At 72.8% G+C, this 26,738-nt stretch carries 21 protein-coding genes; 9 read left to right on the top strand and 12 right to left on the bottom strand.

Annotated elements, in window-relative coordinates:
• Positions 1 to 89: 89 nt before the first annotated feature.
• Entirely contained in the window at positions 90 to 1,196 is a 1,107-nt protein-coding gene (locus ACFPZN_RS26595; protein WP_378284917.1) for a CapA family protein, read from the bottom strand.
• Positions 1,197 to 1,340: 144 nt separating this feature from the next.
• Positions 1,341 to 2,504 carry a CapA family protein gene (locus tag ACFPZN_RS26590; RefSeq protein ID WP_378284916.1) on the bottom strand — a complete coding sequence of 388 codons (1,164 nt, stop codon included), beginning with the start codon at positions 2,502 to 2,504 and terminating at the stop codon, positions 1,341 to 1,343.
• A 352-nt stretch (positions 2,505 to 2,856) separates the two neighbouring features.
• Here ACFPZN_RS26590 and ACFPZN_RS26585 point away from each other — a divergent pair, with 352 nt between their 5' ends.
• Together ACFPZN_RS26585 and ACFPZN_RS26580 are read left to right on the top strand one after the other, a co-directional pair.
• Positions 2,857 to 5,175, top strand: a complete 2,319-nt coding sequence (locus ACFPZN_RS26585; protein ID WP_378284915.1) for a molybdopterin oxidoreductase family protein — start codon at positions 2,857 to 2,859, stop codon at positions 5,173 to 5,175.
• A gap of 231 nt (positions 5,176 to 5,406) precedes the next feature.
• The gene (locus ACFPZN_RS26580; RefSeq protein WP_378284914.1) at positions 5,407 to 6,327 is read left to right on the top strand and encodes a Rieske (2Fe-2S) protein; all 921 of its coding nucleotides are present in this window, start codon (positions 5,407 to 5,409) and stop codon (positions 6,325 to 6,327) included.
• A 7-nt stretch (positions 6,328 to 6,334) separates the two neighbouring features.
• On the opposite strand, the gene ACFPZN_RS26575 is transcribed toward ACFPZN_RS26580, so the two are convergent.
• From ACFPZN_RS26575 to ACFPZN_RS26565, 3 genes are all read right to left on the bottom strand, one after another.
• Positions 6,335 to 6,616 carry a hypothetical protein gene (locus ACFPZN_RS26575; protein ID WP_378284912.1) on the bottom strand — a complete coding sequence of 94 codons (282 nt, stop codon included), beginning with the start codon at positions 6,614 to 6,616 and terminating at the stop codon, positions 6,335 to 6,337.
• Positions 6,617 to 6,695: 79 nt separating this feature from the next.
• Positions 6,696 to 7,463: a sulfite exporter TauE/SafE family protein gene (locus tag ACFPZN_RS26570; protein WP_378284911.1), complete on the bottom strand. Its 768-nt coding sequence runs from the start codon at positions 7,461 to 7,463 to the stop codon at positions 6,696 to 6,698.
• A 164-nt stretch (positions 7,464 to 7,627) separates the two neighbouring features.
• Positions 7,628 to 8,416, bottom strand: a complete 789-nt coding sequence (locus tag ACFPZN_RS26565; protein WP_378284910.1) for an ABC transporter ATP-binding protein — start codon at positions 8,414 to 8,416, stop codon at positions 7,628 to 7,630.
• 87 nt (positions 8,417 to 8,503) lie between these two features.
• Here ACFPZN_RS26565 and ACFPZN_RS26560 point away from each other — a divergent pair, with 87 nt between their 5' ends.
• Positions 8,504 to 9,328, top strand: a complete 825-nt coding sequence (locus ACFPZN_RS26560; protein ID WP_378284909.1) for a hypothetical protein — start codon at positions 8,504 to 8,506, stop codon at positions 9,326 to 9,328.
• Positions 9,329 to 9,573: 245 nt separating this feature from the next.
• Here the strand turns inward: ACFPZN_RS26560 and ACFPZN_RS26555 are convergent, their stop codons facing one another.
• The 5 genes from ACFPZN_RS26555 to ACFPZN_RS26535 form a co-directional block, all read right to left on the bottom strand.
• Positions 9,574 to 10,284 carry an RDD family protein gene (locus tag ACFPZN_RS26555; protein ID WP_378284908.1) on the bottom strand — a complete coding sequence of 237 codons (711 nt, stop codon included), beginning with the start codon at positions 10,282 to 10,284 and terminating at the stop codon, positions 9,574 to 9,576.
• Between the two features lie 88 nt (positions 10,285 to 10,372).
• A complete protein-coding gene (locus ACFPZN_RS26550; protein WP_378284907.1) occupies positions 10,373 to 10,813 on the bottom strand; it encodes a DUF2752 domain-containing protein in 441 nt (146 codons plus the stop codon).
• Positions 10,814 to 11,505: 692 nt separating this feature from the next.
• Positions 11,506 to 12,303 carry a PP2C family protein-serine/threonine phosphatase gene (locus tag ACFPZN_RS26545; protein WP_378284906.1) on the bottom strand — a complete coding sequence of 266 codons (798 nt, stop codon included), beginning with the start codon at positions 12,301 to 12,303 and terminating at the stop codon, positions 11,506 to 11,508.
• Between the two features lie 36 nt (positions 12,304 to 12,339).
• Positions 12,340 to 12,972 carry a response regulator gene (locus tag ACFPZN_RS26540; RefSeq protein ID WP_378284905.1) on the bottom strand — a complete coding sequence of 211 codons (633 nt, stop codon included), beginning with the start codon at positions 12,970 to 12,972 and terminating at the stop codon, positions 12,340 to 12,342.
• A gap of 44 nt (positions 12,973 to 13,016) precedes the next feature.
• Positions 13,017 to 14,399: a GAF domain-containing sensor histidine kinase gene (locus tag ACFPZN_RS26535; RefSeq protein ID WP_378284904.1), complete on the bottom strand. Its 1,383-nt coding sequence runs from the start codon at positions 14,397 to 14,399 to the stop codon at positions 13,017 to 13,019.
• A 360-nt stretch (positions 14,400 to 14,759) separates the two neighbouring features.
• Between ACFPZN_RS26535 and ACFPZN_RS26530 the strand changes: the two genes are divergently transcribed.
• The 5 genes from ACFPZN_RS26530 (at position 14,760) to ACFPZN_RS26510 (ending at position 22,009) form a co-directional block, all read left to right on the top strand.
• Positions 14,760 to 15,524 (top strand): SDR family NAD(P)-dependent oxidoreductase, encoded by a 765-nt coding sequence (locus ACFPZN_RS26530; protein ID WP_378284903.1) that lies wholly within the window; start codon positions 14,760 to 14,762, stop codon positions 15,522 to 15,524.
• Complete coding sequence (locus tag ACFPZN_RS26525; RefSeq protein WP_378284902.1) at positions 15,521 to 16,972, top strand: MFS transporter; 1,452 nt, start codon at positions 15,521 to 15,523, stop codon at positions 16,970 to 16,972. The genes ACFPZN_RS26530 and ACFPZN_RS26525 overlap by 4 nt, the downstream gene beginning before the upstream one ends.
• The gene (locus ACFPZN_RS26520; RefSeq protein WP_378284901.1) at positions 16,969 to 18,114 is read left to right on the top strand and encodes an S-adenosylmethionine:tRNA ribosyltransferase-isomerase; all 1,146 of its coding nucleotides are present in this window, start codon (positions 16,969 to 16,971) and stop codon (positions 18,112 to 18,114) included. Before ACFPZN_RS26525 ends, ACFPZN_RS26520 begins: the two co-directional genes overlap by 4 nt.
• A 131-nt stretch (positions 18,115 to 18,245) precedes the next feature.
• Positions 18,246 to 19,457, top strand: coding sequence for a phosphoserine phosphatase SerB (gene serB, locus ACFPZN_RS26515; protein WP_378284900.1), 1,212 nt, complete (start codon positions 18,246 to 18,248; stop codon positions 19,455 to 19,457).
• 197 nt (positions 19,458 to 19,654) lie between these two features.
• Positions 19,655 to 22,009: an FUSC family protein gene (locus ACFPZN_RS26510; RefSeq protein ID WP_378284899.1), complete on the top strand. Its 2,355-nt coding sequence runs from the start codon at positions 19,655 to 19,657 to the stop codon at positions 22,007 to 22,009.
• Positions 22,010 to 22,013: 4 nt separating this feature from the next.
• On the opposite strand, the gene ACFPZN_RS26505 is transcribed toward ACFPZN_RS26510, so the two are convergent.
• Together ACFPZN_RS26505 and ACFPZN_RS26500 are read right to left on the bottom strand one after the other, a co-directional pair.
• Positions 22,014 to 22,490: a SixA phosphatase family protein gene (locus ACFPZN_RS26505; protein ID WP_378284898.1), complete on the bottom strand. Its 477-nt coding sequence runs from the start codon at positions 22,488 to 22,490 to the stop codon at positions 22,014 to 22,016.
• A 349-nt stretch (positions 22,491 to 22,839) separates the two neighbouring features.
• On the bottom strand, positions 22,840 to 25,326 hold the full coding sequence (locus ACFPZN_RS26500) for a sodium-translocating pyrophosphatase (RefSeq protein ID WP_378284897.1): 2,487 nt from the start codon (positions 25,324 to 25,326) through the stop codon (positions 22,840 to 22,842).
• A gap of 859 nt (positions 25,327 to 26,185) precedes the next feature.
• Between ACFPZN_RS26500 and ACFPZN_RS26495 the strand changes: the two genes are divergently transcribed.
• Positions 26,186 to 26,584 carry a YybH family protein gene (locus ACFPZN_RS26495; protein ID WP_378284896.1) on the top strand — a complete coding sequence of 133 codons (399 nt, stop codon included), beginning with the start codon at positions 26,186 to 26,188 and terminating at the stop codon, positions 26,582 to 26,584.
• Positions 26,585 to 26,738 lie beyond the last annotated feature (154 nt).

Here is a 26,738-nt window from a genome sequence, read left to right as displayed (position 1 = left end):
TGGCCGGTGACGCTCGCCTCCGGCATCGCACCACCGCCCAGGTAACGCGCTCGCGCGATACCTGAGGCCACTTCGAGACAGACCCTAAGTCAGGAGGAGGGGCGGGCGGTGAGCCCGGCGCAGCCGCGCAGCGACGCCCACCGCTTCTGCCCGGCGGCCTCGGCGGGGCCGGTGAGCAGCCTGGGGAGGCCGCCGGAGATCCGGGCGGGCTTCCACTTGTCGGCGGTGACCTTGCCGTTCTCCACCCGCAGCACCAGGACGCCGGACTCGGCGGTCGGGCCGTTGGCGGAGTAGAAGACGAAGTTGCCCAGCCCGTAGTGGACGTAGGCGCCCTCCATGTAGCCGCCGCCCTGCAGGACGTGCGCGTGGCCGCCGACGATCGCGTCCGCGCCCGCCTCCACGAGCCGCCGCGCCAGCTCCTTCTGCCGGGGCAGCGGGCAGGTCGCCAGCTCCTGCCCCCAGTGCAGGTGGACGATCACCACGTCGGAGCCCTTGGCCGCGTCCCGTACGGCCTGCACCATCCGGTCGACGTCCTTCGCCGAGGCCAGCCCGCCCTTGGTGTCGGTCGCCGTCCACGCCGGGATCAGGTGGTCGTCCAGGACCTGGGTGGCGCCGACGATCGCGACCCGGTTGCCCTTCACGGTGACGCGGTGCGCCCGGTACGCCTCCGCGGCGTCACGGCCGATGCCGACCGTCGGGAACCCGGTCGCCTTGATGGCCCTGAGGGAGTCGCGCAGCCCGGAGTCCATGTAGTCCATGCCGTGGTTGTTGGCCATCGACGCGACGTCCACCCCGGCGGCCTTCAGGGCCGTGAACGCCGACGGCGGCGCGCGGAAGGCGAACTCCTTGCCGGGCGCCTTGGTGCCGCCGGTGGTGATGGCGGTCTCCAGATTGACCATGGCCAGGTCGGCGGCCTTGAGCGTGCGGGCGATGGGGCCGAGCGCGGTGGCGGGGGAGGCGAGCCTGGGCCGCAGGATGCCCTCGAAGTGCACGTCGCCGCCGAACGCCAGGGTGATCGGCTGCTTGGCGGCGGGCGCCGCCGGCCGGGACGGGGACGCGCCGGCGCTGCCGGGCGCGGTCGTGCCGGTGGCGCCCTGGGCCTTGGGCGTGCCCGAGTCGCCGCCGCACGCGCCCGCGGCCAGCGCCATGACGACCGCCCCGCCCAGGGCCGTCGCCACCATCGAGTTCCTGCGCATCCCGAGTCCCCCTCGTCATCGCTCGGGACAGCATGCCACGCCGCGCCGGGCCGCTCGGGGCGTCCCACCGGGTATCACGCTGCGTGAGCGGATCCGCACGCGGACCGGATCCACGTGAAACATCACCGTCCGCCGGAAGGCCGTTCAGGACGGGCCGGGGCGGACGTCGGCGCAGGTGCGCAGCGACTCCCACCGGGTGCGGGCGGTCTGCGCCTCGGCGCCCGACAGCGGCCGGGGGATCCCGCCGTTGATCACGGCGGGTGCCCAGTCGGCCTTGGCGACCCGGCTCGCGCCCGTCTTCGCGCCCCGCGCCTTCGCGCCGCCCTGCCCGCCGGGCCCGGGGTCGAAGGTCAGCGTGAGCACGCCGCTCTGCGCCGTCCGGCCGCTGGAGTTGTAGAAGACGAAGTTCCCGAGCCCGTAGTGGACGTAGGACTTGCGCAGGTAGCCGCCCGCCTGGAGGACGTGCGCGTGGCTGCCGACGACGGCGTCGGCGCCCGCGTCCGCGAGCTGCGCGGCGAGCTGCCGCTGGACGGGGGTGGCGCAGGAGTTCAGCTCCTGACCCCAGTGCAGGTTGACGATCACCACGTCGGCGGCCTTGCGCGCCGCCAGGACCGCCTGGACGAGCCGCGGCACGTTCTTGGCCGAGGCGAGCCCGGCCTTGGCGTCGGTGGCGGTCCACGCCTGGATGAGGTTGTCGTCCAGGACCTGGGTGGCGCCGATGACCGCGACCTTGGCGCCCTTCACCGTGACCGTGTACGGCTTGTACGCCTCGGCGGCGTTGCGGCCGATCCCGACCAGCGGCATCCCGGCCTGGCGTCCGGCGGCCAGGGAGTCGGTCAGGCCGGTCTCGCCGAAGTCCATGCCGTGGTTGTTGGCCATCGTGGTCACGTCCACCCCGGCGGAGCGCAGGGCGCGGAACGCGGTCGGCGGCGCCCTGAACGCGAACTGCTTGGGCGCCTGCGTGCCGCCGGTCGTGACCGCCGTCTCCAGGTTGACCATGGCCAGGTCGGCCCGCTTGAGCTGCTCGGCCACGGGCCCGAGGGCGGTGTCGGGGGCGGAGTCGAGCCGGGCCCGCAGCATGCCCTCGAAGTGCACGTCGCCGCCGAACGCGACGGTGAAGGGGCGCTTGGGGCCGCCGCCCTTCCCGCCGCCGCCCCCGCCCCCGCTCCCGTCGCCGGAGCCGTCGGAGCCGCCGTCGGCCGCCAGGGTGACGGCGACGCCGCCCGCCGCCAGCGCCGTCCCGGTGACCAGTGCCAGGACGACCGCCATGGCGGTCGAGCGTCTCTTGCGGCGACGCCGCTCGCGCATCGCGGCCTCCCCCGTGTCCGGACCGGCCCGCCGGGGCCGGTCTCTGAGCGTCCACCACTTGGATGCGGTCGACCACCGGGAAGTTCAAACCACCCGAAACCGCCCTCGCATCATGGAGGGCCGCCGGGAGTCGACGGGTCCGGATCGGCAGAGTGGCCTGAAGCGGTCCCGGTGCGTCCGGCACGGCGGGGCCTGGGCTCTCCCATATGTCGCATCGGCCACCCCTGTCCCAACAGAGGGTCAGCCTTTATGTGTGGCGTTATGTCAATGCTTCGTCGCGACATGCGAGGCTTGGCGCACCTCCGGAAAGCGCGCCATTATTAACACGGTCCCGGTCACAAGGAGTGTCTCGATGGGCAGCCGCATGGCCTACCGCACGTGTCCCCTCTGCGAAGCCCTCTGCGGCCTGGAGTTGACCCTGGACGACTCCGGCACGGTCACCCGTGTGCGCGGTGACCGCGACGACCCCTTGAGCAAGGGGTTCATCTGTCCCAAGGGCGCCACCCTGGGACGGCTCGACGCCGACCCCGACCGCCTGGACACGCCCCTGCTGCGCCGTCCCGACGGTAGCCACGTCCAGGCCCCCGGCTGGGACGAGGCGTTCGAGGTCGTCCGGCACGGCATCAGGAAGGTCGCCGAGCGGTACGGCAAGGATTCGGTCGCCGTCTACATCGGCAACCCCACCGCGCACTCCATCGCGGGCCCGCTCTACGGCGCGGCCATCATCAAGGCCCTCGGCACCCGCAACGTCTACACCGCCAGCACCGCCGACCAGATGCCCAAGCACGTGAGCTGCGGCCACATGTTCGGCGACCCGCTGGCCATCCCGGTGCCCGACCTCGACCGCACCGACCACCTGCTCATGCTCGGCGCCAACCCGCTGGAGTCCAACGGCAGCCTGTGCTCGGCGCCCGACTTCCCCGGGCGGCTCAAGGCCATCCGGGGGCGCGGCGGGAAGGTCACCGTCGTCGACCCGCGCCGCACCCGCACGGCTGCGCTCGCGAGCGAGCACGTGTTCATCCGGCCGGGCACCGACGCGTACCTGCTGATGGCGCTGGTCCGCACGCTGTTCGCCGAGGACCTCGCCGAGGTGCCCGCGCACCTGGCCGGGCGCGTCAACGGGCTGGACGACCTGCGCGCCCTCGCCGTCGACTTCACCCCCGAGCGCGTCGCGCCCGTCACCGGGATCCCCGCCGCCGCGATCCGCCGCATGGCGCGCGACCTCGCCGCCGCCGGCAGGGCCGCCGTGTACGGGCGGATCGGCACCTGCACCCAGGCGTACGGGACGCTCAACAGCTGGCTGGTGGACGTCCTCAACGTCCTGACGGGCAACCTCGACCGGGAGGGCGGCGCGATGTTCCCGCGCGCCGCGCACATGCCCGCCTACCGCCGCAAGCGCCCGTTCACCACCGGCCGGTGGGTCAGCCGCGTGCGCGGTCTGCCGGAGGTCAACGGGGAGCTGCCGGTCGCCACGCTGGCCGACGAGATCGAGACCCCGGGGGAGGGCCGGATCCGGGCGCTGATCACCATCGGCGGCAACCCGGTGCTGTCCGCGCCGAACGGGGCCCGGCTCGACCCGGCGCTGGACGGCCTGGAGTTCATGGTCAGCGTCGACCCGTACCTGAACGAGACCACCCGGCACGCCGACGTGGTGCTGCCGCCGCCGCGGCCCGTCCAGACCCCGCACTACGACCTGGCGCTGCTGCCCCTGGCGGTCCGCGACTACGTGCGCTACTCGCCGGCGGCGGTGCCGCTGCCCGCGGGCCGTCCCGCCGAGTCGGAGATCCTCGCCCGGCTGGCGGTGCTCGCCTCCGGCCTGGACGGCGACCCGGCCGCGCTGGACGAGATGGTCATCGCCGCCACGCTGGGCAAGGCCGTGGCGTCGCCCGGTTCCCCGGTGCAGGGCCGCGATCCCGACGAGCTGCGCAAGATGCTGACCGACGACGGGCCCGCCTCCCTCACCGAGCAGCGCCTGGACATGATGCTGCGGCTCGGCCCTTACGGTGACGGCTTCGGCGCCGTCCAGGACGGCCTCACCCTGGCGCGCCTTCGCGACGACCATCCGCACGGCCTCGACCTGGGCGCGCTCAAGCCCCGCCTGGACGAGGTGCTGTGCACGGCGTCCGGCCACATCGAGCTATGCCCGCCGTCGTTCGCGGCCGACGCCGCCAGGCTGCGCGCCGCGCTGGACGACGACCGTGACCGCGACCCGGCGCAGATGCTCCTGATCGGGCGCCGCCACCTGCGGTCCAACAACAGCTGGCTGCACAACGTCCCCGAGCTGGTGCGCGGGTCCAACACGTGCACGCTGCAGCTCAACCCCGAGGACGCGGAGCGGCTCGGCATCGGCGGCGGAGACGTGGTCCGGGTGGTGTCGCGTTCGGGCTCGCTCGAAGCCGTCGCCGAGACCACCGACACCGTGATGTCCGGCGTGGTGAGCCTGCCGCACGGGTGGGGCCACGACCGTCCGGGCACCCGTACCGAGGTCGCGCGCAAGCACGCGGGCGTCAACGTCAACGCGGTCACCGACGAGAACGAGATCGACCCGCTGTCGGGGACGGCCGTCTTCAACGGCGTACCCGTGACCCTCGAACCGGTCCTCGCGCCCGCCGCCCCCGCCGCGAGCCCGCGCGCCGAGGCGGAGGGCGCCGGGACGGCCACGGCCGGGTGACCGCGAACGGCACCGACCCGGCCTTCCCCTGCGAATACCTGTCGGCCGCAACGCGGGTTTAGGGCGTGCTACCTATAGGTAGGTATCCACCACTGTGGGTGCCCGCCACCGGCTGGGAGACCGTACAAGACGTCCCCCGGGTGGCTACACGTGAGCACGGGGGCTAGTGTCGCAACGAGCGTCCCATTACGGCCGTCCCCATCGACACCGGACGCGCACCCGAGGAGGGACATGAACCGTAGGGCGAGCAGGATCTTCCGGCGCGGTCCCCGGCCGCAGGCGCGGCCGCATCCGGTGGACCTGGCCGAGAGCCTGGAGCACGCCCAGGGCCTGGACGGCGCCATCCGGACGCTCTCCACGGCGGTCCAGCGGGCGATCCACCCCGGCCTCGTCAAGGACGCGCTGCACGGCGTGCCGATCGGGCATCCCGCGCACCCGCCGCTGACCGACCTGCCGATGGGCGCCTGGATGTCGGTCGCCGTCCTCGACCTGTTCCCGGGCACGGGCCGGGCGTCCCGGGCCCTGGTGGCCGCGGGCCTCGCGGGCGCCGTCCCGACCGCGCTCACCGGGATCGCCGACTGGTCGGCCCTGCACCGCCAGCAGCAGCGGGTCGGCCTCGTCCACGCGATGAGCACCGCGACCGCGAGCGCGCTGTACACGGCCTCGTTCGTGGCCCGCTCCCGCGGCCGCGACGCCGCGGGCCGCGCCCTCGGCTACGCGGGCCTCACCGCCCTGCTGGCGGGCGGCTACCTGGGCGGCCATCTGGCCTTCCGCCAGGCGGCGGGCGCCAGCCACGCCGACCAGACCGCGCACCTGGTGCCGCTGGGCTGGCACGACCTGTGCGACTCCGCCGAACTGCCGGACGGCTGGCCCGTCCAGCGCCGCCTCGGCTACATCAGCCTGTTCGTGCTGCGCGAGGGCGAGGAGATCCACGTCCTCACCGACCGCTGCAGCCACCTGGCCGGGCCGCTCCACCAGGGCCGGATCGTCACCGACGAGAACGCCGACACGTGCGTGGTCTGCCCCTGGCACGGCAGCACGTTCCGCGTCCGGGACGGGTCGGTCGTGCACGGGCCCGCCACCGGCCGCCAGCCCTCGTTCGAGACCCGCGTCCTGGAGGACGGCACCGTCCAGGTGCGCCCCGTGGCCTGAAAGCGGCTCAGTCGGGCTCGACCTCCGAGCCCCCGCCGTGCCGGGCGCCCGGGTCGTCGCCGGAGACGTGCGCGTCGGAGATCGGGTGCTCCACCAGCGCCAGCACCCGACTGGCCATGAACCGGGCGGTGCGGACGGGCGACCCGGTACGGGTGACCTCGCTCACCTCCACCACGCCGCGGCGATTGGTGATCTCGACCCGGCGCCCCGCCCGGGTGGCGCCGACCTCGTAGGTGCGGGGGCCCTCGCCCCCGGCGTCGATGACGATCTCGACCCTGTCGCCCTTCATCCGCACACCCCTCCGGGTCCTCGAACGTATATTCGAGTTATACCCACCCAAAGCGGCAGTGAACCCCCGAAATCGCTGGTCAGAACAGCAATGTGTAAAGGGCGGCGAGGCCCACCACGACGATGAACGCGCGCAGCGCCATGGGCGGGATCCGCCGCCCGACCCGGGCCCCGACCAGCCCCCCGATGGTCGCCCCCACCGCCACCAGCAGCACCGCGAGCCAGCTGATCTCGGTGTCGGAGAGCAGCCACAGCGCGATGAACACCACCGCCGCGGACCCGTTCACGATGGCCGACAGCACGTTCTTGGCCGCGTTCACCCGCTGCAACTCGTCGTCCAGCGCGATGCCCAGCAGGGCGATCAGCACGATGCCCTGCGCCGCCCCGAAGTAGCCGCCGTACACCCCGGCCAGCAGCACGCCCACCCACAGCCACGGCCCGCCGTGCGGGTGCTGCTTCTCCCGGCGCGCCAGCAGCCACCGCTGCAGCCTCGGCTGGACGACCACCAGCACCAGCGCGATCGCGATCAGCACGGGCACGATCACGTCGAACGCCCCGGCCGGCAGCCCCAGCAGCAGCACCGCCCCGACCAGCGCGCCCACCAGCGAGGCGCTGCCCAGCCGCAGCAGCCTCGGTCGCTGCCCCTTCAGTTCCTCGCGGTAGCCGTAGGCGCCGGTGACCGAACCGGGCACCAGCCCGATGTTGTTGGAGACGTTGGCGACGACCGGCGGGAAGCCGAGCGCCACCATCGTCGGGAACGTGATCAGGGAGCCGGACCCGACGACGGTGTTGATACCGCCCGCCGCGATCCCGGCCGCGAAGATCGCGGCCGCGTCAAGCACGTCCAAGAACCGACCATCCAAGCCTGTGACTTCTCAACGGACAACGATGGTAGGGAACCCCGGCCCACCCCCCGACACCGGGTCGGACCGGACAGAGAACCACGTCCCACTCGAGACGGCTCTCAGGAGGACACCGCCGCCGAAACGCCCTCGCAGGCACTGAAGAGTCGTCAGCGGACGGCGCGCGCGTACCAGCGGCCGTCCTGGCGCTCGACGCCGAGGCGCAGCCCGAAGCACTCGCTCAGCCGCTCCGCCGTGAACACCTCGTCGACCTTTCCCTGCGCGATGGCCTGCCCGCCGCGCAGCAGCAGCGCGTGGGTGAACCCGTCGGGGACCTCCTCCACGTGGTGCGTGACCATCACCATCGTGGGCGCGGCCGGGTCGTCGGCCAGGCGCGCGAGCCGGGCGACCAGGTCCTCCCGGCCGCCGAGGTCGAGCCCGGCGGCGGGCTCGTCCAGCAGCAGCAGCTCGGGGTCGGGCATCAGGGCGCGGGCGATCTGGACGCGCTTGCGCTCCCCCTCCGACAGCGTGTCGAACCGCCGCCGGATCAGATGCGCGCAGCCCAGCGCCTCCAGCAGCTCGACGGCGCGGCCGAGGTCGAGCGAGTCGTACTCCTCCTGCCAGCGGCCGAGGATCGCGTACGACGCCGTCAGCACCAGGTCGATGACGGTCTCGCCCGCGGGGACCTTCTCGGCCACGGCGGCGCTGGCGATGCCGATGCGCGGGCGCAGCTCGAACACGTCCGTACGGCCCAGCTCCTCACCGAGGATCGCGACCGACCCCGACGTCGGATGCAGCAGCGCGCCGGCGATCTGCAGCAGCGTCGTCTTGCCCGCGCCGTTCGGGCCGACGATCACCCAACGCTCGTTCTCGTTCACCGTCCATGTGACCTCGCGCAGCAGGTCGGCGCCGCCGCGCCTGACCCCAACCCTGCGAAGGTGCAGCACCTCACCGGTCATCGCGCGCCTTTGTCCCCAATCTCGCCTGCCAGGGCATCCGTCCTCAGGAGAGAACCTATGCGATTGCGAGCACTTATGGTGGTCTGCATGTGCGCTGGGACTCGACAGGACGGGCCGGTCAACGACGCGGGCGACGCGGCGACCGCTCTGGTCGCGTGGGGCAACGCGTGGCTGACCGGACACGTCGGTCTTGACGAGGGCGTGGACGCGGTCGAGAAGGTCGCGGGGCCCCAGATCGTGAGCGGTCTCACCGCGGTGCCCGCCGGGGCCGCCGGCGCGCCGCCGGGCGAGGTGCCGCTCCGCCGCGCCCTGGGCGACCTGCGGGTCTGCGGGCTGGCCGGGCTGCGGCTGGCGCTGCCCGCGCCCGGCGACCCGCTCGGCCTGACCGGCCCGCCCGACTTCAACCGGGCCGCGATCGACGCCGAGGCAGCGGTCATCGCCGTGCTGCCCGACCGCACCATCGGGCTGGTGCCCGGCGAGGACCGCCGCGGCTCGTCCTACGTCGGGGTGCGCTGGCGGTCCTGGGACGGCGCGCCCGGCACACCGGACGTGCCCGCGCTGCCCGACGCCGACCGGCAGTTGACGCTGGCCATGCGGGACGCGACCGAGGTGCTGCTGACCGTGGACGACGTGACCGGCGTCCCGCCGGAGATCGCCGACGCGCTGGCCGACCTGCGCGATCCCGACCGCGGCGACCATCCGCTCGCGCCCGGCTACCCTCAGCGCGCCCACCGGGTCGCCGCGCTGGCCGGACGGCTGGCGCTGGTGGTCGACCTGGCCCGCCGGCTGGACGCGCACGGGCTCACCGCCGACCAGATGCGGCGGCGTAGTGAGGCGCTGCGGATGCTCGACCGCGCCGTACGGCGGGCCCGGGTGGCCGCGTGCAACAGCGCGTTCGATCCCGTGCCCTGAACCCGGCGTTCCGCACCGCGCCGATCCGGGTTGGAGCGGTCCCGAATCCTTTGCCCGAGCCGGTGACCACGGCGTTTCCATGAGACTCCGGATATTTCCGGGCGAACACGCGGAACGGGGCGCCCCCGTACCCGCGGCCCGGGGACCCTGTGGTCCCGCCGGCCTCGGATGCGAGGACGCCCCGTCGCTCACGTGCGGACGCCGTACCTGCGCCTTCGGGACGGATCGCCCCGGTCGGCGGCGTGTCAGGCGCGGACGACGAGCGTGCTGACGATCTTGTCGTGCCAGGTCTGCTTACGCTCGTCCCACAGCGGCCAGAGGTAGCCGATGGGCAGGCCACAGACGATCGTGTCGACGATGTGGCAGATCCTGCGCAGGAACGCCATGCCGAAACCGATCGGCTGGCCGGTCTGGGCACCGACCACGCGGATGCCCATCTGCCGCTTGCCGATCGTCTGCCCGGTCGTGCCCTCCTGGTAGATCATCCAGATGCTGGCCGCGAAGGCCGCCAGCCCGCCGATCGAGAGCAGCAGCAGGCCGATCATCGCCGCGGCGCCCTCACCCGAGCCGGCGAGCAGGAAGAACAGTATGTAGAGCACGAACATCGGCCCGGCGATGATCACGTAGTCGATGAGGTAGGCGCCGACGCGCGAGCCCCACTCGGCGAGCTGGCCGGTCGCCCCGTAGTGGTGGTGGTGGACTTCCTGGCCGTAGCCCGGCTGGGCCTGAGGCTGCTGACCGTAGCCCGGCTGCGCCGGCGGCTGCTGACCGTAGCCGGGCTGCTGACCGTACCCGGGCTGCTGACCGTAACCGGGCTGCGCCGGGGGCTGCTGACCGTACCCGGGCTGCTGACCGTAGCCCGGCTGCGCCGGGGGCTGCTGACCGTAGCCCGGCTGCGCCGGGGGCTGCTGACCGTAGCCCGGCTGCTGGCCGTACGGGTCGTAGGGGTTACCCACACCTGCTCCTTATTGATTGACCCTGTGGTTATGTGACGCCCGCCGGACCCGGAGGGCTCCGCAAGTTTGACCGACGGAACTCGCGGCTTCAAACCCGCAGGAGACCGAGCCGGACAAGCTGCCACAGCTCCGACCCCAAGAGGGCGGCGCCGAGCACCCACGCGCGGGTGTTCGGCCGGAGTGCCCACCACCGGTCCCCCACCCCCAGCGGCGCGATCGCGAGCGCGACCGCCCCGGAGAAGGCCACCGGGTTCGCGAGCACGGCCTGGGCGGGACGGCCCGAGCCGAGTTCGACGAACACGGTGGTGCCCCCGCACAGGGGGCAGGGGATCCCGGTGAACGCCCTGAGGGGGCAGAGCACGCCGGGGTCGTTGACACGATGGATCCATGCCGCGCCGATGGCCGCCGTGGCCATCGCAGCGACGCGCAGCACCACGCCCGCAGGGCCGTGCCGCGCAGCAGTGAGGGTCCGGGCGACCGGGCCGCCCAGCGCACCGCGTGGCGCACCGGTGGCCGACGCCCCGGGCACTCCCCCCAACGGATCCTCCGCCTCGATGACTTAATCCGGGTGACCCGTATATCGGGTGCACCCCAAGGTGGGTCAAGCCCCGACGACCATCTGCGATCGGACCGTGACCTAGAGCGCGATCAACTCCACCTCAAGGGCAAGGGTAGGACAAACCACCACCAGGTGGGGCTGTCTTTATGGGCATCAGCCCGGGGAGGGCGGCCGTGCGCGGGGCCGCCGGAGGACCGGTGGAGAGGTGCGCGAGGGGCCCGGTTCGCCGTGCCGCCGTCCGCCGGGGCCGCCGGCGAGGGGCGGGCGCCGGGCCGCGAACGGCGCGGGCGCAAGGGCGCGGGGAGTGTTGGGGCCGGTGCGCGGGGAGGGGTGCGTGTGTTTCAGGAGGAAGCCGTGGCCGCGGACGTTCGGTGGGGTGGGGACGCCGCCGCTATGACACTGATCACCCGTCGCGCGCGTGCGCCGTCCGGCCGCGAACGGGCGGTGAACGGGGTGCGTCCCGGCACGTGGAGGGGCCGGGCACGAGACCGACCCGGGCACGGTTCGAGTCGGGCTCCGTGTGTCGCGGCTCGTGTGTCGCGGCTCGTGCGGTGCGGTGCGGCGCGTCGCGGCTCGTGCGGTGCGTCGCGGCGCGGTGCGGCCGTGCGGTGGCCCGGCGGCGTACGCGGTCCGGTGCGGTGCGGTACGGGCCGGGCTCGCGATCAGGTGTGGGTCTGGGCCGCCGCGCCGACGACGAGGGGAGGACCGGACTCGGTGAGCTGCTCGGCCTCGACCACGTCGGCGATCACACCGGTGATGTTGTCGGGGCCGCCGCCGTCGCGGGCCAGCCCGATCAGCCGCTCCACGGCGCGCTGCGGATCGGCCTCGGCCACCAGCACCTCGTAGATCGTCTGCGCGTCCACCACGCCGCTCAGCCCGTCCGAGCAGAGCAGGTACCGGTCGCCCGGACGGCCCTCGCGGAGCCGCAGGTCGGGCTCGCGGTCCTCGCGGCCGTCCAGCACCCGGTAGAGGACGTGCGACAGCCGCGACGCCTCGGCCGGGTCGGGGGCGGGGCCGCCGCCCGCCTGCTCGGCCTCCTGCTTGAGCAGCTCGTCCATGGTGTGGTCCTGGGTGATCTGGAAGAGCTCACCGTCGCGGAGGAGGTAGCCGCGGGAGTCGCCGATGTGGGCGAGCGCGACCGCCGTGCCGGTCCAGAGCATCGCGGTGAGCGTGGTGCCCATCCGGCTCAGGTCGGGCCGCTCCTCGCGGACGATCCGCAGCTTCTCGTTGGCCTCGGCGACCGCCCGTCCGAGGGTCTCCTCCAGATCGTCGTAGGGGGCGTCGGCGTCCAGCGAGCGCAGCGAACCGATGACGGTGGAGCTGGCGACCTCGCCGCCCGCGTACCCGCCCATGCCGTCGGCGACCGCGATCAACCGCGCACCGGCATAACCCGAGTCCTCGTTGTTCTCGCGGTTGCACCCGATGTCACTGCCTGCTGCGTACCTGATTGCTACGTTCATACCGATTTCGATGACGATCCTGTCAGAGGAGTTGTATCACTCGCCGGCCAGTCCATGGCGGACGGCGAACAGCGCCGCCTGCGTACGGTCCTGCACTCCCAGTTTCATGAGCAGATTACTGACGTGGGTCTTGACGGTCTTCTCGGAGACGACAAGGGCGCGGGCGATCTCCCTGTTGGACCTGCCCCGCGCGATCTGCACGAGCACCTCCCTCTCCCGTTCGGTCAGCGCGGCCGGGCCGCGGTCGTCGGCGGCCGGATCCGCCCGCACCATCGCCTCGGCGGCGTCCGGGGCGAAGAGGACATGCCCATCATGGACGGCCCTGATCGCCTGGACGAGCGCCTGCGGGTCGACATCCTTGTAGAGATACCCCGCCGCGCCCGCCTGAACGGCGGGCAGGACGTGTCCACGTTCCGTCACGCTGGTGAGGACCAGGACGCGCGCCGCCACCCCGCGAGCCCGCAGCTCCGTCAGCGCGGCCAAGCCGTCGGCGCCCGGCATCTTGAGGTCCATCAGCACGATATCGGGCCTGAGCGATTCGGCCAGCGACACGGCGGCCAGGCCGTCGGCCGCCTCGCCGACCACCTCGATGTCGTCCTGTATGCCCAGGAACGTCCGCAGGCCCTGCCGGACGACCGGATGGTCGTCGGCGATCAGCACCTTGATCACGTCCCCCTCCCCCGCGGCATTGCCGGGAACGGCCTTAGCATGCCTCACAGTGGCACCTCCAGCCGCACCACCGTGCCGACGCCGGGCGCGGCGTCGAGGGACAGCACCGCGCCGACCGACTCCGCGCGGTCGCGCATCGAGGCGAGCCCGAGCCCTCCGCCGCCGCCCTGCGCCTCCCCCTGGCCGCCGGGCGGCTGCCCGCCCGCGGCGCCGTTCGCGGAGCTCAAACCCCGTGCGGTCCCGCGCGCGGGACCGTCCGGGACGCCGTTCGCGGTGCCTGAGGCGGGCGCGGTGCCGTTCGGGACGGCGTTCGCGGCCAGTCCGGCGGGGTCGAAGCCGGTGCCGTCATCGGCCACCTCCAGCACGGCGGTACGCCCGGGCGCGTCGCCGCGGGCCTCATCACCGCAGGCCCCGTCACCGCGGACCCCGTCACCGTGGACGCCGCCGTCGCGGACCCGCAGCCGGACCTCGACCGTGCGGGCCGAGGAGTGCCGCAACGCGTTGTGCAGCGCCTCCTGCGCGATCCGGAACAGCACCGCCTCCTGGTCCTCGGCGAGCGTGACCGCGCAGTCGGCGGTGAAGCGCACCTCGGTCTCGTACGCGCGGTCCAGGACCTCCACGTGCTTGCGGAGCGAGGCGACCAGGCCGTCGGCCAGGTCCGCCGGCCGCAGCTCGAAGATCACCGCGCGCAGCTCGGCGAGGGCCTCGGCGGCCAGCCGCTCGACCTGCTCCAGCTCCCGCACCGTGCGGCCGGGGTCGCGCTCGGCCAGCGCCGCGGCGGCGCGCGCCGTCAGCCGCAGCGAGAACAGCTTCTGCGCGACCGCGTCGTGCAGCTCGCGGGCCAGCCGGTTGCGCTCGGCCACCACGGTCAGCTCCCGGTTGTGCTCGTACAGCCGGGCGTTGGTCATGGCGATGGCGGCGTGCGCGGCGAAGAGGGTGAGGAGCTCCTCGTCCTCGGCGGAGAACCCGCGCGGGCGGCCCTCCCGGCGGTTCTTGTTGGCCAGGAAGAGGATGCCCAGGACGTCCTCGCCGTCGCGGATGGGCACCCCGAGGAAGTCCTTGAGCACCGGGTGCGCCACGGGCCAGCCCTCGAACTCCGGCTCGCGGCGGATGTCGTCCAGCCGCTTGGGGGCGTTGTCGCGCAGCATCGCGGCGAGCATGCCGTGCTGGCGGGGGAGCGGGCCGATGGCCTCCCACTCCTCGTCGGTGATGCCCTCGACCACGAACTCGGCGAACGAGCCCTCCTCGTCGGGCACGCCCAGGGCCGCGTAGCGCACGTCCAGGAGCTGCGCGGCCGCGCGCACGATCACCTGGAGGACCTCGTGGACGGACAGGTGCCGGGTCACGGCGAGCACGGCGGAGCTGACCGCGTGCAGCGCGGCGTCGGCGCCCCCCGGGGATCCGTTCCGGTCCATCCGCTCGTCCATCCCGCCGTTCCGTCCGGCGGCGCGTGTCACCGGTCCGTGCCCGGTACGCGTCGCGGCTCCGTTGTTCGGTGCTTCCGTGTTTCCGTGCTTCCGTGGTTCCTGGGTGACGGGCGTGTCGCCCCTCTGAGAAAAACGTACTCCCCGTACGGGGGCCGCCGAATCAGCCCGGCGTCGTAGGTGGGAGCGAACCGCGCCCTCCCGGGGTCTCGGTGCCGCCCGACCCGTATCACCCTGCCGGGTTACGTCATTTATGTCGGGTTTATTGGGCGGGGGTTCCGGAGGTCCTAGGACCATGGTTCGAGCGGTCCCGGACCCGCGCGCCCGATGTCGCCGGCCCCCGGGATTCCTAGCGTCGAGACCATGACGGACATCGATCCCGGCCACGCAGCCCCCGATACCCGCACCCGCCCCCGTACCGCGGTCGTCACCGGCGCGTCGCGCGGCCTCGGCCTGGCCCTCGCCCGCGAACTCGCCCGCGACGGATGGAACCTGGTGATCGACGCCCGCGGCGCCCCCGCGCTCGAGGACGCGGCCGAGGAACTCCGCGAGACGGCCGCGAGCTCCGCGGCCTCCGGGACGGCGGTGATCGCTGCGCTCGCCGGGGACGTCGCCGATCCCGCGCACCGCGCGGCGCTCGCCCGCACCGCCCTGGAGATCGGGCACGGCGTCGACCTGCTCGTCAACAACGCGAGCGTCCTGGGCACCACCCCGCTGCCCCGGCTCGCCGCCCAGCCCCTCGCCGACCTGGAACGGGCGTTCGCGGTCAACACGGTGGCGCCGCTCGCGCTCGTCCAGGCGCTCCTGCCCGCTCTGCGGGAACGCGGCGGCGCCGTCCTCAACATCACCTCCGACGCCGCCGTCGAGGGCTACGAGACGTGGGGCGGCTACGGGGCGACCAAGGCCGCGCTGGAGCAGCTCTCCCGCGTCCTGGCGGCCGAGGAGCCCGGCCTGGCGGTCTGGTGGACCGACCCGGGCGAGATGCGCACCCGGATGCTGCGCGAGGCGGGTGAGGACGCCGATGCCGCGCCCCCGCCCGAGGAGGCCGCGGCGGCGCTGTACCGGCTGGTCACGGACCGGCTCCCGAGCGGCCGCCACCAGGCCGCCGACCTGGCGGGTGAGCGATGACCACGGTCACCGGCCCGTCGGCGCCCGCCGCCGACCCCGTTCAGGACGCCTCCGATCCGGGGCGGGCGGAGGGTCTGCTCGGCCGCCGCCACCGGGCCGCCACGCTCGGCATCGTCCTGGTCGTCACGCTGATGGCCTTCGAGGCGATGGCGGTCGCCACCGTCATGCCGGTGATCGCCCGCGAGCTGGACGGCCTGGCCCTGTACGCGTGGGGGTTCAGCGCCACGCTGATCGCGGGCGTCCCGGCCAACGTGCTGGCGGGCGGCTGGGTGGACCGGTCCGGGCCGTCCACACCCATGCTGACCGGGCTGGCGGCCTTCGTGGCCGGGCTCGTGATCGCCGGCGCCGCCCCCGACATGTGGATCTTCGTGGCCGGGCGGGCCGTGCAGGGCCTGGGCACCGGGATCGCGATGGTCGCCACGTACGTCCTGATCGCCCGCGTGTACCCCGACCGGCTCCGCCCCCGGGTGTTCGCGGCGCTGTCGGCCGCCTGGGTGCTGCCCGCGCTGATCGGCCCCGCGATCGGCGGCGCGGCGGCCGAGCGGCTCGGCTGGCGGTGGGTGTTCCTGGGGCTGATCCCCCTGGTGGTCCCGCCGACGCTCATGCTGGTCCCGGCGATGCGGGGCCTCCGCCGCACCGTCCACTCCAACGGCGCGAAGGCCGGCTCCCGCCGGAGGAGGCAATACCTGGCCGCGATCGCCGCCGCCCTGGGCGCGGCCGTGTTCCTGTACGGCCTCGACCATCCCGGCTGGGCGGTCCTCCCGCTCATCGCCGCGGGCCTGGCCGGGCTGGCGATCGGGCTGCCCCCGCTGTTTCCCGCCGGGACCCTTCGGATGCGGCGCGGCCTGCCCAGCGTGGTGCTCGTCAGGGCGCTGCTGTCGGGCTCCTTCTTCGGGACGGACGTGTTCATCCCGCTCGCGCTTACCTCGCTGCACGGCTTCACACCCACGCAGGCCGGGCTGGTCCTGACCGTGGGCGCGCTGGGCTGGTCCGCGGCCTCGCAGATCCAGGGCCGGTCGAAGCGGTCCGGGGCGTTCTACGTACGGCTCGGAGCGGCGCTGGTCACCACGGGCATCGCGACGTCCACGCTCGTGCTCCAGGTGACGGGCTGGGCGGCCGCACTGACCTGGATCGTCGGCGGTGCCGGCATGGGCTTCGCCATCGGCAGCCTCAGCGTGTTGCTGCTGGAGCTGTCGCCAGAGGAGGAGCAGGGCTCCAACTCCTCCGCCCTCCAGATCGCCGACACGCTCGGCTCGTCCCTGGTGGTCGGCGTCGCGGGCGCGCTCGTCACGGCGTTCGGCACCGACCGGCTCGCCCTGGGCCTCGGCGTCGCCGGGTCCCTCTTCGCCGCGATCGCCGCCGTGGGCATCGTCGCGGCCCTCCGCCTGGAGGCCAAGGCCAGAACCGGGGCCGGAACCCGCATTCCGCTCAGTGGAGGCTCGTCATGAACACGGCTCCCTCGCTTGATTTCACCCTCCCCAAGGCCCTGGAAGCCCAGGAGCCACCCGAGGAGCGTCCCGCCCGCCCTGGGGATGACCTGAGGCTTCTACCCCCGCCAGAGGCTCCTGAGGGGCGCCTGCGCCGGCGTACGCGCGACGACGTCCGGCTCCTGGTGGGACGGCGCGGCAGCGGGGCGGTGAGCCACCACAGGTTCCGCGAACTGCCCGACCTCCTGCGTCCCGGAGATCTCCTGGTGGTCAACACCTCGGCGACGCTGCCCGCGGCCGTCCACCTGGACAAGATCGCCGTCCACTTCTCCACCCCCTTCCCAGAAGGGGACGAAGGGATCTCCCCTGGCGGAGGCGAAGTGTGGCTGGTGGAGCTACGACGCCGTACGGGAAAGGGCAGCATCCCCTATCTCGGCGGCTCGCCCCACGAATGGATCCCCATGCCGGGGAACGCCACCCTCACTCTCCTGCGACGCCATACCGAAAGGCTCTGGGTGGCGCGCCTCGGCACCAGCGTCGTCCCGTACCTGCGCCGCTACGGCGTGCCCATCCGGTACGGGTACGTGCGCCGCTCCTGGCCCACCGCCGCCTACCAGACCGTGTTCGCCCACGACCAGGACGGTGAGACGGGAAGCGCGGAAATGCCCAGCGCCGCCCGCCCCTTCACCACGGACCTCGTCACACGCCTGGTCTCAAGGGGAGTGCTCATCGCACCGCTCACCCTGCACACGGGGGTGGCCTCTCCAGAAGCCCACGAGCCCCCGTACGCCGAACGCTACGAAGTGCCCCAAGCCACCGCGGCCCTTGTCGAACACGTCCACGCCCAGGAACCCAGGGGACGCGTCATAGCGGTGGGCACCACCGTGGTGCGAGCCCTGGAAACCGCCGTGGACGCCAACGGCCGCGTCCGAGCCTCCAAGGGCTGGACCGAACACGTCGTCACACCGGACGACCGAAAAGCAGGGGGAGGAGTGCGCGCGGTGGACGGTCTCCTCACGGGCCTGCACGAGCCCAGGTCGTCCCACCTGATGATGCTCACCGCCATAGCGGGCCATGACCTCGTCAAGGCCACCTACGACGCCGCCCTGACCGAACGCTACCTCTGGCACGAATTCGGTGACCTTAACCTTTTGGTTCCCTGACGCTCGCCGCACGCATACTCGCAGGCCACCCCCCGTATACAGGAGCGTCACCGCTGCCGCGGGCCGCGCCGTCCCGCATTGTGGACACGATGCGCGGTGCTTTGGCTCGGCCCGGTAGCGTGGTGAAAAGCATGAACGGGTCAGCACAGCGCACGCTGCTCATAACGCTCACCGGCCGCGACCGCCCCGGGGTGACCTCGCGGCTGTTCACCATGCTCTCCGAGTTCCCGCTCACGGTGGCGGACGTGGAGCAGGTCGTCATCCGCGGCCGGCTCGTCCTCGGCGTCCTGGTCACCTACCCCGAGGGCACCGACATCGGCCGGGTCTGGACGTCCGCGGAACGGGTCGCCACCGATCTCGACATGGAGATCGAGATGTCGACCGGCCGCGACAAGAGCATGCCCAGCCGCCGCGGCCGGCTGCACGTCACCGTGCTCGGGGCGCCGCTCCGGCCGGACGCGATGGCCGGGATCTCGGGCCGGATCGCCGCCGGCGGAGCCAACATCGACCGCATCGAACGGCTCGCCCACTACCCCGTGACCTGCATCGAGATGGACGTCTCGGGCGCCGATCCGGAGGCGCTGCGGGCCGCGCTGGCGGTGGAGGCCGCCGAGCGGCAGGTCGACGTGGCCGTCCAGCAGGGCGGGCTGCACCGGCGGGCCAAGCGGCTGATCGTCATGGACGTCGACTCCACGCTCATCCAGGGCGAGGTGATCGAGCTGCTGGCCGGGCACGCCGGGTGCCTGGACGAGGTGGCGAAGGTCACCGAGGCCGCGATGCGCGGCGAGCTCGACTTCGAGGGCTCGCTGCGGGAGCGGGTCGCGCTGCTGGCCGGCCTGGACGCCGCCGCGATCGACGCGGTCCGCGACCAGGTGGAGCTGGCCGCCGGGGCCCGCACGATGGTGCGCACCCTCAAACGGCTCGACTACAAGTTCGCCATCGTCAGCGGCGGGTTCACCCAGGTCACCGACGGTCTGGTGGAGGACCTCGGGATCGACTACTCCGCCGCCAACACGCTGGAGATCGAGAACGGGAAGCTCACCGGGCGGGTCACCGGGCCGGTGATCGACCGTGCCGGGAAGGCCGCCGCGCTGGAGCGGTTCGCCCGCGAGGCCGGGATCCCGATCAGCCAGACGGTGGCGATCGGCGACGGCGCCAACGACCTGGACATGCTCCAGGCGGCCGGGCTGGGCGTGGCGTACAACGCCAAGCCGGTGGTCCGGAAGGCCGCCGACACGGCGGTGAACGTGCCCTATCTCGACACGATCCTCTTCCTGCTGGGGATCTCCCGTGACGAGATCGAGGCCGCCGACGCCGCCGACGCCGTCCACACCGCGCGCTGACCTTTCCCTGCCGGCACCACGCCCGTCGCCCGCGGGCTCGCTGACGCGCGTCCGCTACGGCTGATTCCGGACAGCCGGAAAGAGCCGTCCGCCGTGCCGTCCGGACTATCGCCGGTGCCCCGTGCGGGTACATGCTGATCGTCCAGAACGCCACGAAACCGACATGAGCGGACCCGACACGGACCGGCGAGGGAGACGTGCGCCACTTCTTGCGCGGCGACCGAAGGGCGGCCCTGGAGCGCGCCCGCGAGGCGTACGCCAGGGTCGAGGGGCAGACGGCGCCCTTCTACGGGCTCGCCGCCTCCCTCGCGATCTCCCTGCCGCTCCTGGTCGGCACGCTCACCGGCCACGCCGCCCAGGGCGGGCTCATCGCCCTCGGCGCCTACCTCGTGGCGCTGCGCACCCCCGAGGGCCCGTACGGCGCCCGCGCCCGCAACCTCGCCAGCGCCGTACTGGTCATCGCCGTCGGCGCGACCATCGGCGGCAACCTGGCCGCGCACGCCTGGCTCGCGGTCATCGTCGTCCCGCCGGTCGTCGCGCTCGGCAGCGCCGTCCCCTGGATCGGTCCCACCGCGGGGCTCGCCGTGCTGCTCACCGCCATCCGCCCGCCCACCGGCGACGTCCTGTACGGCGGCTTCCTGGAACTGCTCGGCGGGCTGCTCACCACCGCGCTGCTGCTGGCCCCGTGGCCGGCCCGCCGGCTGCGGCCGCTCCGGACCACGCTGAGCGAGGCCGCCGACGCCGTCGCCGCCGCCCTGGACGCCGTGGCCGAGGACGTCGGCGGCCCCGACCCCGGCCCCCTGGAGGCCGTCGAGCTCACCGATCCCGGCCTCGCCTCCGTCGCCCGCAAGCCCGACTGGGACGAACGCCGTCGCGCCGCGTCCCAGGCCCTCACCGCCGCCCGCGCCACCTACGGCTTCTACCGTTCCGGACGCGGCCGCGAGGAGCCCACCCGGCCGGAGCGGCTCATCGACGCGCTCGCCCGGATCATGCAGGAGACGGTGGCGCTGCGGGCCCTGGTCGAGGCCGCGCGGCGCCGCCCGCCCGACCGCGAGTGGGAGCAGGAGGCCCGGGTCGCGATCGCGGCGCTGGCCGCCCGGGTCCGGCTGGTCGCCGGCGCCATCGAGGCGACCGGGAAGGCGCCCCTGGGCACCGTGGAGTCCGCCGCGATCCGCCGGTTCGGCCGGCAGACCGAGAGCATCCGGCGGGCCGGGCTGGCCGGCGACGAGGACCTGGTCGCGGTCGCGCTGATCGTGCAGATCCGCCGGTCGGTCGAACGGATCGCCGGCGGCGTCAACGCCGCCCGGCGGCTCGCGGCCGGCGGGGTCCGGATCGGCTTCGGCCCGCCCCGGCTGCTCGCCGAGGTCCCGGGCCCGGTCAGCACGTGGGGGCGGCTGGGCCGGGCCGTGCGGACCCGCTCACCCGGGTTCCGCGAGGTCGGACGGGTCACCTTCATCGCGTTCCTGGCCATGTTCCTCGCCACCGCGCTGGACCTGCCGCACGGCCAGTGGATGACGATCACCGCCATGTTCAGCCTGCGCGGCACCTACGGCCAGACCGTCGACCGGGTCGTCCAGCGGGTCGGCGGCACCGCGGTCGGCTCCGCCATCGCCGCGCTGCTGCTCGCCCTGGCCCCCGACCAGACCGCCACCGCCCTGATCATCTTCGCGTTCGCGCTGGTCAGCTTCACGCTGCGGGCGGTGAACTTCGTCTACTGGGAGCTGTTCAACACGGTCGTGGCGATGATGCTGCTGGGCTTCTCCGTGCCGTCCACCTGGGTGGACGCGGGCGAGCGGATCGGCCTCACCATCGCGGGCGGGCTGCTGGCCTTCCTCGCGGTCCGGCTGCTGTGGCCGACCGGGCACGCCGAGCGGCTGCCGGTCCAGGCGGACCGCCTCCTGAGCGTGCACGCGGACCTGGCCCGTTCGGCCGCCGCCGTCGTCGAGGGCAACCTGGAACGGCTCCCGCACGATCAGCTCGTCGCCGCGGAACGGGCCGCGGAGACCCTGGCCGACACCCGGAGCCGGCTCGTCCACGAGCGCCTGCCCGACGAAGACCTGATCGACCGGCTCGGCAACGCGGTCGACGCCGCCCACCGCGTCCGCGACAACCTCATAGCGATCGGCCGCATGACCCGTGAACACGAGGTCGACGCAGGCCCGCTCCCAGAGATCCTGGACCGCCTGGCCGACCATCTGGAAGAGGTGGCCGACTCCTTGGACGAGCCCGAACCCGCCTTGGACGAGGGCTCTCCCGACGCCCCGTCCCCTAACGAACGGCTGGACGAGGAGTTCTCCGACCTGGACACCCACCTGTCGGCCCTGGCCAGGCGCCGCCGCGAGGAAATCAAGGCCGGTGTGAGCACCGACGAGTTCACCCCGTTGCGACACGCCCTCCTGCAATCCTCAGGCACCCGCTACACCGCACGCTCGCTCCGGGCCGACGTCGAAACCCTCATCGAGAACACTTGCGCGGCCCTGGCCCCACAGGCACAGCTCGCTTCGGCCGCCGCGGAGCAGGCCGACTCCAAGGAACCCCGCCCCGTCTCCTGACGCGCTAGGCGCCGCCCTTGGGAGTGCGGTAGGAGGTCAGGTCACCCACCCCCGGGCGAATCTCGCTCCACGCCCCCGGAACGTCGATCACGGCCAGCGCGCACGTGGGGAAGGACTCGGGCGCCTCGCCGGTCAGATCGTGCACGAGCTGATGCACCGACGGGTTGTGCCCGACGAGGAGGACCCGTCCGGCCTCGTCCCCCGCCTCCCGGGCCAGGGCCAGCAGCGTGTCGGCGTCGTTGTCGTAGATCTGGGACTCGAACCTCACCTGGTTGGTCGCCAGCGCCAGCCGTTCCAGGGTCTGCCTGGTCCGGACGGCGGTCGAGCACAGCACCAGGTCGGGGGTCAGCCCCTCGTTCCGCAGCCACTCGCCCGCGGCCGTGGAGTCCCGCCGTCCACGGTCGTTGAGAGGACGGTCTATGTCGGCGAGCCCCGGCCCAGCGGCGGCCTTGGCATGGCGGAGAACGATGAGCGACGGCATGCCGTCACCCTAGTCCTCCTCAGGGAAGCCGCCGGTCTTCCTTACAGGACGCGCATGCACCCGCCGCCAGGCAATGCGAAAGCTTTACTCCGGAGTCCCGCTCAGGGAGCGACGAGGGCGGCGATCCCCCACAGGACCAGCATGACCCCGAGCATCCCGCCCAGGATGATGGCAAAGCCCTTCGGCCCGGCAATGGTGGACTTCCCGCCATCGTTCACAGCCGCGTCTCCTTCGTATCGTCGTCCACTGCCAGCCTATGTGCGCCCCCCGTCCACCCCGGACACACCCCCGCCCAGGCAAGGAGAAAGGGGCCGGCATGACGCCGGCCCCTTCCCCGAGGTGGTTCGGATCAGGCCTTGTTGGCCGAGGAGGTCTGACCCGGATCAGGGGTCGCCTCACCGGCCGCGTCGCCCTTCGCACCCGTTCCGTTCCCGGCCTCGACCGCCTCCGCGGCGTCGCCGGAGGCCACCGACTCGTCCGGGACCGCGGTCCGCGCGGCAGGGACCGCGTCGCCCGTGCCACCGCCCGCGGGCTTGGCGTCGCCCGCGCCGATCGGGTCCGCCTGCCGCTTGGAGATCACGATCGCGCCGACGACCACGGCGACCGCCGCCACGGTGACCCCGATCCGCAGCGGGACGTTCCCCGCGTACGTCACCACCGCGTCCGCGATCAGCAGCGCGACCAGGTTCATCACCTTGATCAACGGGTTGATCGCGGGACCGGCGGTGTCCTTGAACGGGTCGCCCACGGTGTCGCCGATGACCGTCGCCTCGTGCGCCTCACTGCCCTTGCCGCCGAGGTTGCCCTCCTCGACCAGCTTCTTGGCGTTGTCCCAGGCGCCGCCGGAGTTGGCCAGGAACACCGCCATCAGCACACCGGCCGCGATCGCCCCGCCGAGGAAGGCGCCCAGCGGCGCGTACCCCAGCGCGAACCCGACCGCGATCGGGGTCAGGATCGCCAGCAGGCCGGGCGTGGCCAGCTCCCGCTGCGCGTCCCGGGTGCAGATGTCGACCACCCGGTCGTAGTCGGGCTTCTCGGAGAAGTCCATGATCCCCGGCTTGGTGCGGAACTGCTCGCGCACCTCGACGACCACCCGGCCGGCCGCCCGGCCCACCGCCATGATCGCCAGCCCGGAGAACATGAACACCACCGCGGCGCCCACGATCAACCCGATCAGCACGTTCGGCTGGTCGATCGACAGGCTGAAGGACGCGAACGTGCCGAGCGCCTCACGGGCCTCGTCCGAGGCGTCCGAGAGCGCGGACACCACCGTCGTCCGGAACGACCCGAACAGCGCCGTCGCCGCCAGCACCGCGGTCGCGATCGCGATGCCCTTGGTGATCGCCTTGGTGGTGTTGCCGACCGCGTCCAGCCGCTCCAGCACCGCGGCGCCCTCGCCCTGCACGTCGCCCGACATCTCGGCGATGCCCTGGGCGTTGTCGGAGACCGGGCCGAAGGTGTCCATCGACACGATCACACCGACCGTGGTGAGGAGACCGGTGCCGGCCATCGCCACCGCGAACAGCGCGACGGTGGTGTTGCCGAACCCGAGCAGGAACGCCCCGTACACCGCGCCACCGATCACCAGCGCCGTGTAGACCGCCGACTCCAGGCCCAGCGAGATGCCCGACAGGATCACCGTGGCCGGCCCGGTGCGGGCGCTGCCGGTGACCTCCTGCACGGGCTTGCGGTTGGTCTCGGTGAAGTAGCCGGTCAGCAGCTGGATCGCGCTGGCCAGCACGATGCCGATCAGTACCGCGCCGAACGCCACCACCCGCGGATCGGCGTCCAGTCCCTGGATCGCCCGGTCCGAGACGCCGGTCAGCTCGGCGAACGAGGACGGCAGGTAGGCGAAGGCCGCCACCCCGACCAGCACCGCCGAGATGATCGCGGAGATGAAGAAGCCGCGGTTGATCGCCGACATCCCGGAACGGTCGCGGTCGCGGGGCGCCACCGCGAAGATCCCGATCACCGCGGTGATCACACCGATCATCGGCACGATCAGCGGGAACACCAGACCCTCGGTGCCGAACGCCGCGGTGCCCAGGATCAGCGCCGCGACCAGCATCACCGCGTACGACTCGAACAGGTCGGCCGCCATCCCGGCGCAGTCGCCCACGTTGTCGCCCACGTTGTCGGCGATGGTCGCGGCGTTGCGCGGATCGTCCTCGGGGATGCCCTGTTCGACCTTGCCCACCAGGTCGGCGCCCACGTCCGCCGCCTTGGTGAAGATCCCGCCCCCGACTCGCATGAACATCGCCAGCAGCGCCGCGCCGAACCCGAAGCCCTCCAGGACCTTCGGCGCGTCGCCCTGGTAGGCCAGCACGACCACCGCGGCGCCGAACAGCCCCAGGCCCACGGTGAACATCCCGGCGACGCCGCCGGTGCGGAAGGCGATCCGCATCGCCCGCTTCTCGCCGCCCTCCTCGCGGGCCGCCGCCGCGACCCGGACGTTGCCGCGCACCGCCAGCCACATGCCGACGAACCCGGTGACGGCCGAGAACAGCGCCCCGATGACGAAGAAGACCGAGCGCCCGATCCGTTCACCGGTGGAGTCGGCGGGGAGCAGGAGCAGGACGAGCGGGATCAGGATCACGAAGACCGCGACCGTACGGAACTGGCGTTTCAGGTACGCGCCGGCGCCTTCTTGCACGGCTCGCGCGATGTTCTGCATCTTCTCGGTGCCCTGACCCGCGGCCAGTACCTCGCGTACCAGACCACCGGCGACGACCAGTGCCAGCAGCGCGATCACGGCGACGACGACAACCAGTGAGAGGTCGCCGCCGCCGAGATCCACGTCTGCGCCGGCCGGGCTTGACAGGGAAAGCCCAGACATCCGTCCTCCTCGACAGGGGCATTGCGACTCGACCGTCTATGGACGATCTTTACCGCGTACCCACGCGGGTGGCGCTTTAGACGCCCGCACGGCAACGCGGGTGCCGGGAGTCTACGCACGAGGTGGACGGAAGAGAAGACTTACCTTGCTTCAATCGAGGAGTCAGGGAAGCCCAATCTGCGGTCCGTCAGAATTTGCCCTGAAACCTGCCCTCACTCAGCATCACCGCAGGTGACCATGGGTGCACGCCCCCGACCATTACGATCTTGAATCTTGACCATCCAGGCCGCCCCCGAGTCGCGCACGCCTCACCTCCCAGATACCTCCCAACACAAATACCAATTACATTCCGCCCAAAATTCACAACCTTTCCAAGATCGCCGCAAACAACATCCCATAACCCCCAACCCCACCCAGCCACCGCCCCCCTCGAAACGCCTTCCCCACCCCCGCAACCCGCGCACCACAAAGAGCCGCCGAACAACCACCGACAGCCCGCGACGGCCGCGAGAGCGCTCACTGCCCACGCGAGCGCCCTGGACCCGCCCGGGAGAGCCCGTACCCCTCCTAGAGCGCCTGGAGATCAAGAGGAGTGCCATGTGTGCCGCAGGGCGGCCTTACGGGACGCTCGGCGCGCCCAGGGCCCCCGCCGCCCCCGGACGACGACGGCCCGCATCACCGCAGTCGGGGCGCGCGGCCCACCCTCGCGGCCCTGCCGTCCGCAGGACCTCAGCGGTCGCAGGCACCGGCGACCGCCGAAGAGCGCGCGGGCCTCGTCCGCCGAACGGCCCCACCGGGCACATGCGTCAGGTGAAAACCAGTTGCCGGCCGACATGGCCGGATGTTTCGCTAGTAAGACATGGCAACTCACCATGTACCGGACCCGCGACAGACCGCGGAGCTCGCGGAGCACATCCGCCTCTACAGCGCGGCCTACGGCACGTCCGCGGAAGAGCTCGACCGTCTCTACGAGGACCGCGCTCTCCTCGTTCCCCGTCCAGGACACCCCGTCACCGGTTCTGAACGCCTCGCAGCCCACCGCCACATGATCGGCATGGGCACCACCCTGGAAGCCAGGCCCCGCCACACCTACGTCGTGGACGACATCGCCCTCCTCGTCGTCGACTGGACGATGAAGGGCACCACCCCTGACGGCCAAGGCTTCCAGTACGACGGAACGGCCGCCGATGTGGCCCGCCAGGGGCGAGACGGCCGCTGGCGCTACGTCATAGACAACCCCTTCGGCACAGCCTCCTGAGCCCCGCTAAGGCCGTCCAGAGCACCCCACACCAGCCTCAGCCCAAGCCGACAGCCATCAAGCCACCACCCCTCCAGCAGACGCCAGAGCCGAGGCCAGCCCAAGGCAACCAGCCAACAAGCCTCCCCCCCTCCAGCAGACACCGGAGCCGAGG

The organism is Actinomadura rugatobispora (assembly GCF_042656285.1).
Taxonomy (GTDB): domain Bacteria; phylum Actinomycetota; class Actinomycetes; order Streptosporangiales; family Streptosporangiaceae; genus Spirillospora; species Spirillospora rugatobispora.
Note: the sequence above shows the minus strand (reverse complement) of the source record. Positions and strands in the feature narration are given on the sequence as shown.

Bases quoted from the DNA above. Each gene is read 5' to 3' on its own strand.
- ACFPZN_RS26595 (WP_378284917.1), bottom strand. From the start codon at position 1,196: ATGCGCAGGAACTCGATGGTGGCGACGGCCCTGGGCGGGGCGGTCGTC.
- ACFPZN_RS26590 (WP_378284916.1), bottom strand. From the start codon at position 2,504: ATGCGCGAGCGGCGTCGCCGCAAGAGACGCTCGACCGCCATGGCGGTC.
- ACFPZN_RS26585 (WP_378284915.1), top strand. From the start codon at position 2,857: ATGGGCAGCCGCATGGCCTACCGCACGTGTCCCCTCTGCGAAGCCCTC.
- ACFPZN_RS26580 (WP_378284914.1), top strand. From the start codon at position 5,407: ATGAACCGTAGGGCGAGCAGGATCTTCCGGCGCGGTCCCCGGCCGCAG.
- ACFPZN_RS26575 (WP_378284912.1), bottom strand. From the start codon at position 6,616: ATGAAGGGCGACAGGGTCGAGATCGTCATCGACGCCGGGGGCGAGGGC.
- ACFPZN_RS26565 (WP_378284910.1), bottom strand. From the start codon at position 8,416: ATGACCGGTGAGGTGCTGCACCTTCGCAGGGTTGGGGTCAGGCGCGGC.
- ACFPZN_RS26560 (WP_378284909.1), top strand. From the start codon at position 8,504: ATGTGCGCTGGGACTCGACAGGACGGGCCGGTCAACGACGCGGGCGAC.
- ACFPZN_RS26545 (WP_378284906.1), bottom strand. From the start codon at position 12,303: ATGAACGTAGCAATCAGGTACGCAGCAGGCAGTGACATCGGGTGCAAC.
- ACFPZN_RS26535 (WP_378284904.1), bottom strand. From the start codon at position 14,399: ATGGACGAGCGGATGGACCGGAACGGATCCCCGGGGGGCGCCGACGCC.
- ACFPZN_RS26530 (WP_378284903.1), top strand. From the start codon at position 14,760: ATGACGGACATCGATCCCGGCCACGCAGCCCCCGATACCCGCACCCGC.
- ACFPZN_RS26525 (WP_378284902.1), top strand. From the start codon at position 15,521: ATGACCACGGTCACCGGCCCGTCGGCGCCCGCCGCCGACCCCGTTCAG.
- ACFPZN_RS26520 (WP_378284901.1), top strand. From the start codon at position 16,969: ATGAACACGGCTCCCTCGCTTGATTTCACCCTCCCCAAGGCCCTGGAA.
- serB (WP_378284900.1), top strand. From the start codon at position 18,246: ATGAACGGGTCAGCACAGCGCACGCTGCTCATAACGCTCACCGGCCGC.
- ACFPZN_RS26505 (WP_378284898.1), bottom strand. From the start codon at position 22,490: ATGCCGTCGCTCATCGTTCTCCGCCATGCCAAGGCCGCCGCTGGGCCG.
- ACFPZN_RS26500 (WP_378284897.1), bottom strand. From the start codon at position 25,326: ATGTCTGGGCTTTCCCTGTCAAGCCCGGCCGGCGCAGACGTGGATCTC.
- ACFPZN_RS26495 (WP_378284896.1), top strand. From the start codon at position 26,186: ATGGCAACTCACCATGTACCGGACCCGCGACAGACCGCGGAGCTCGCG.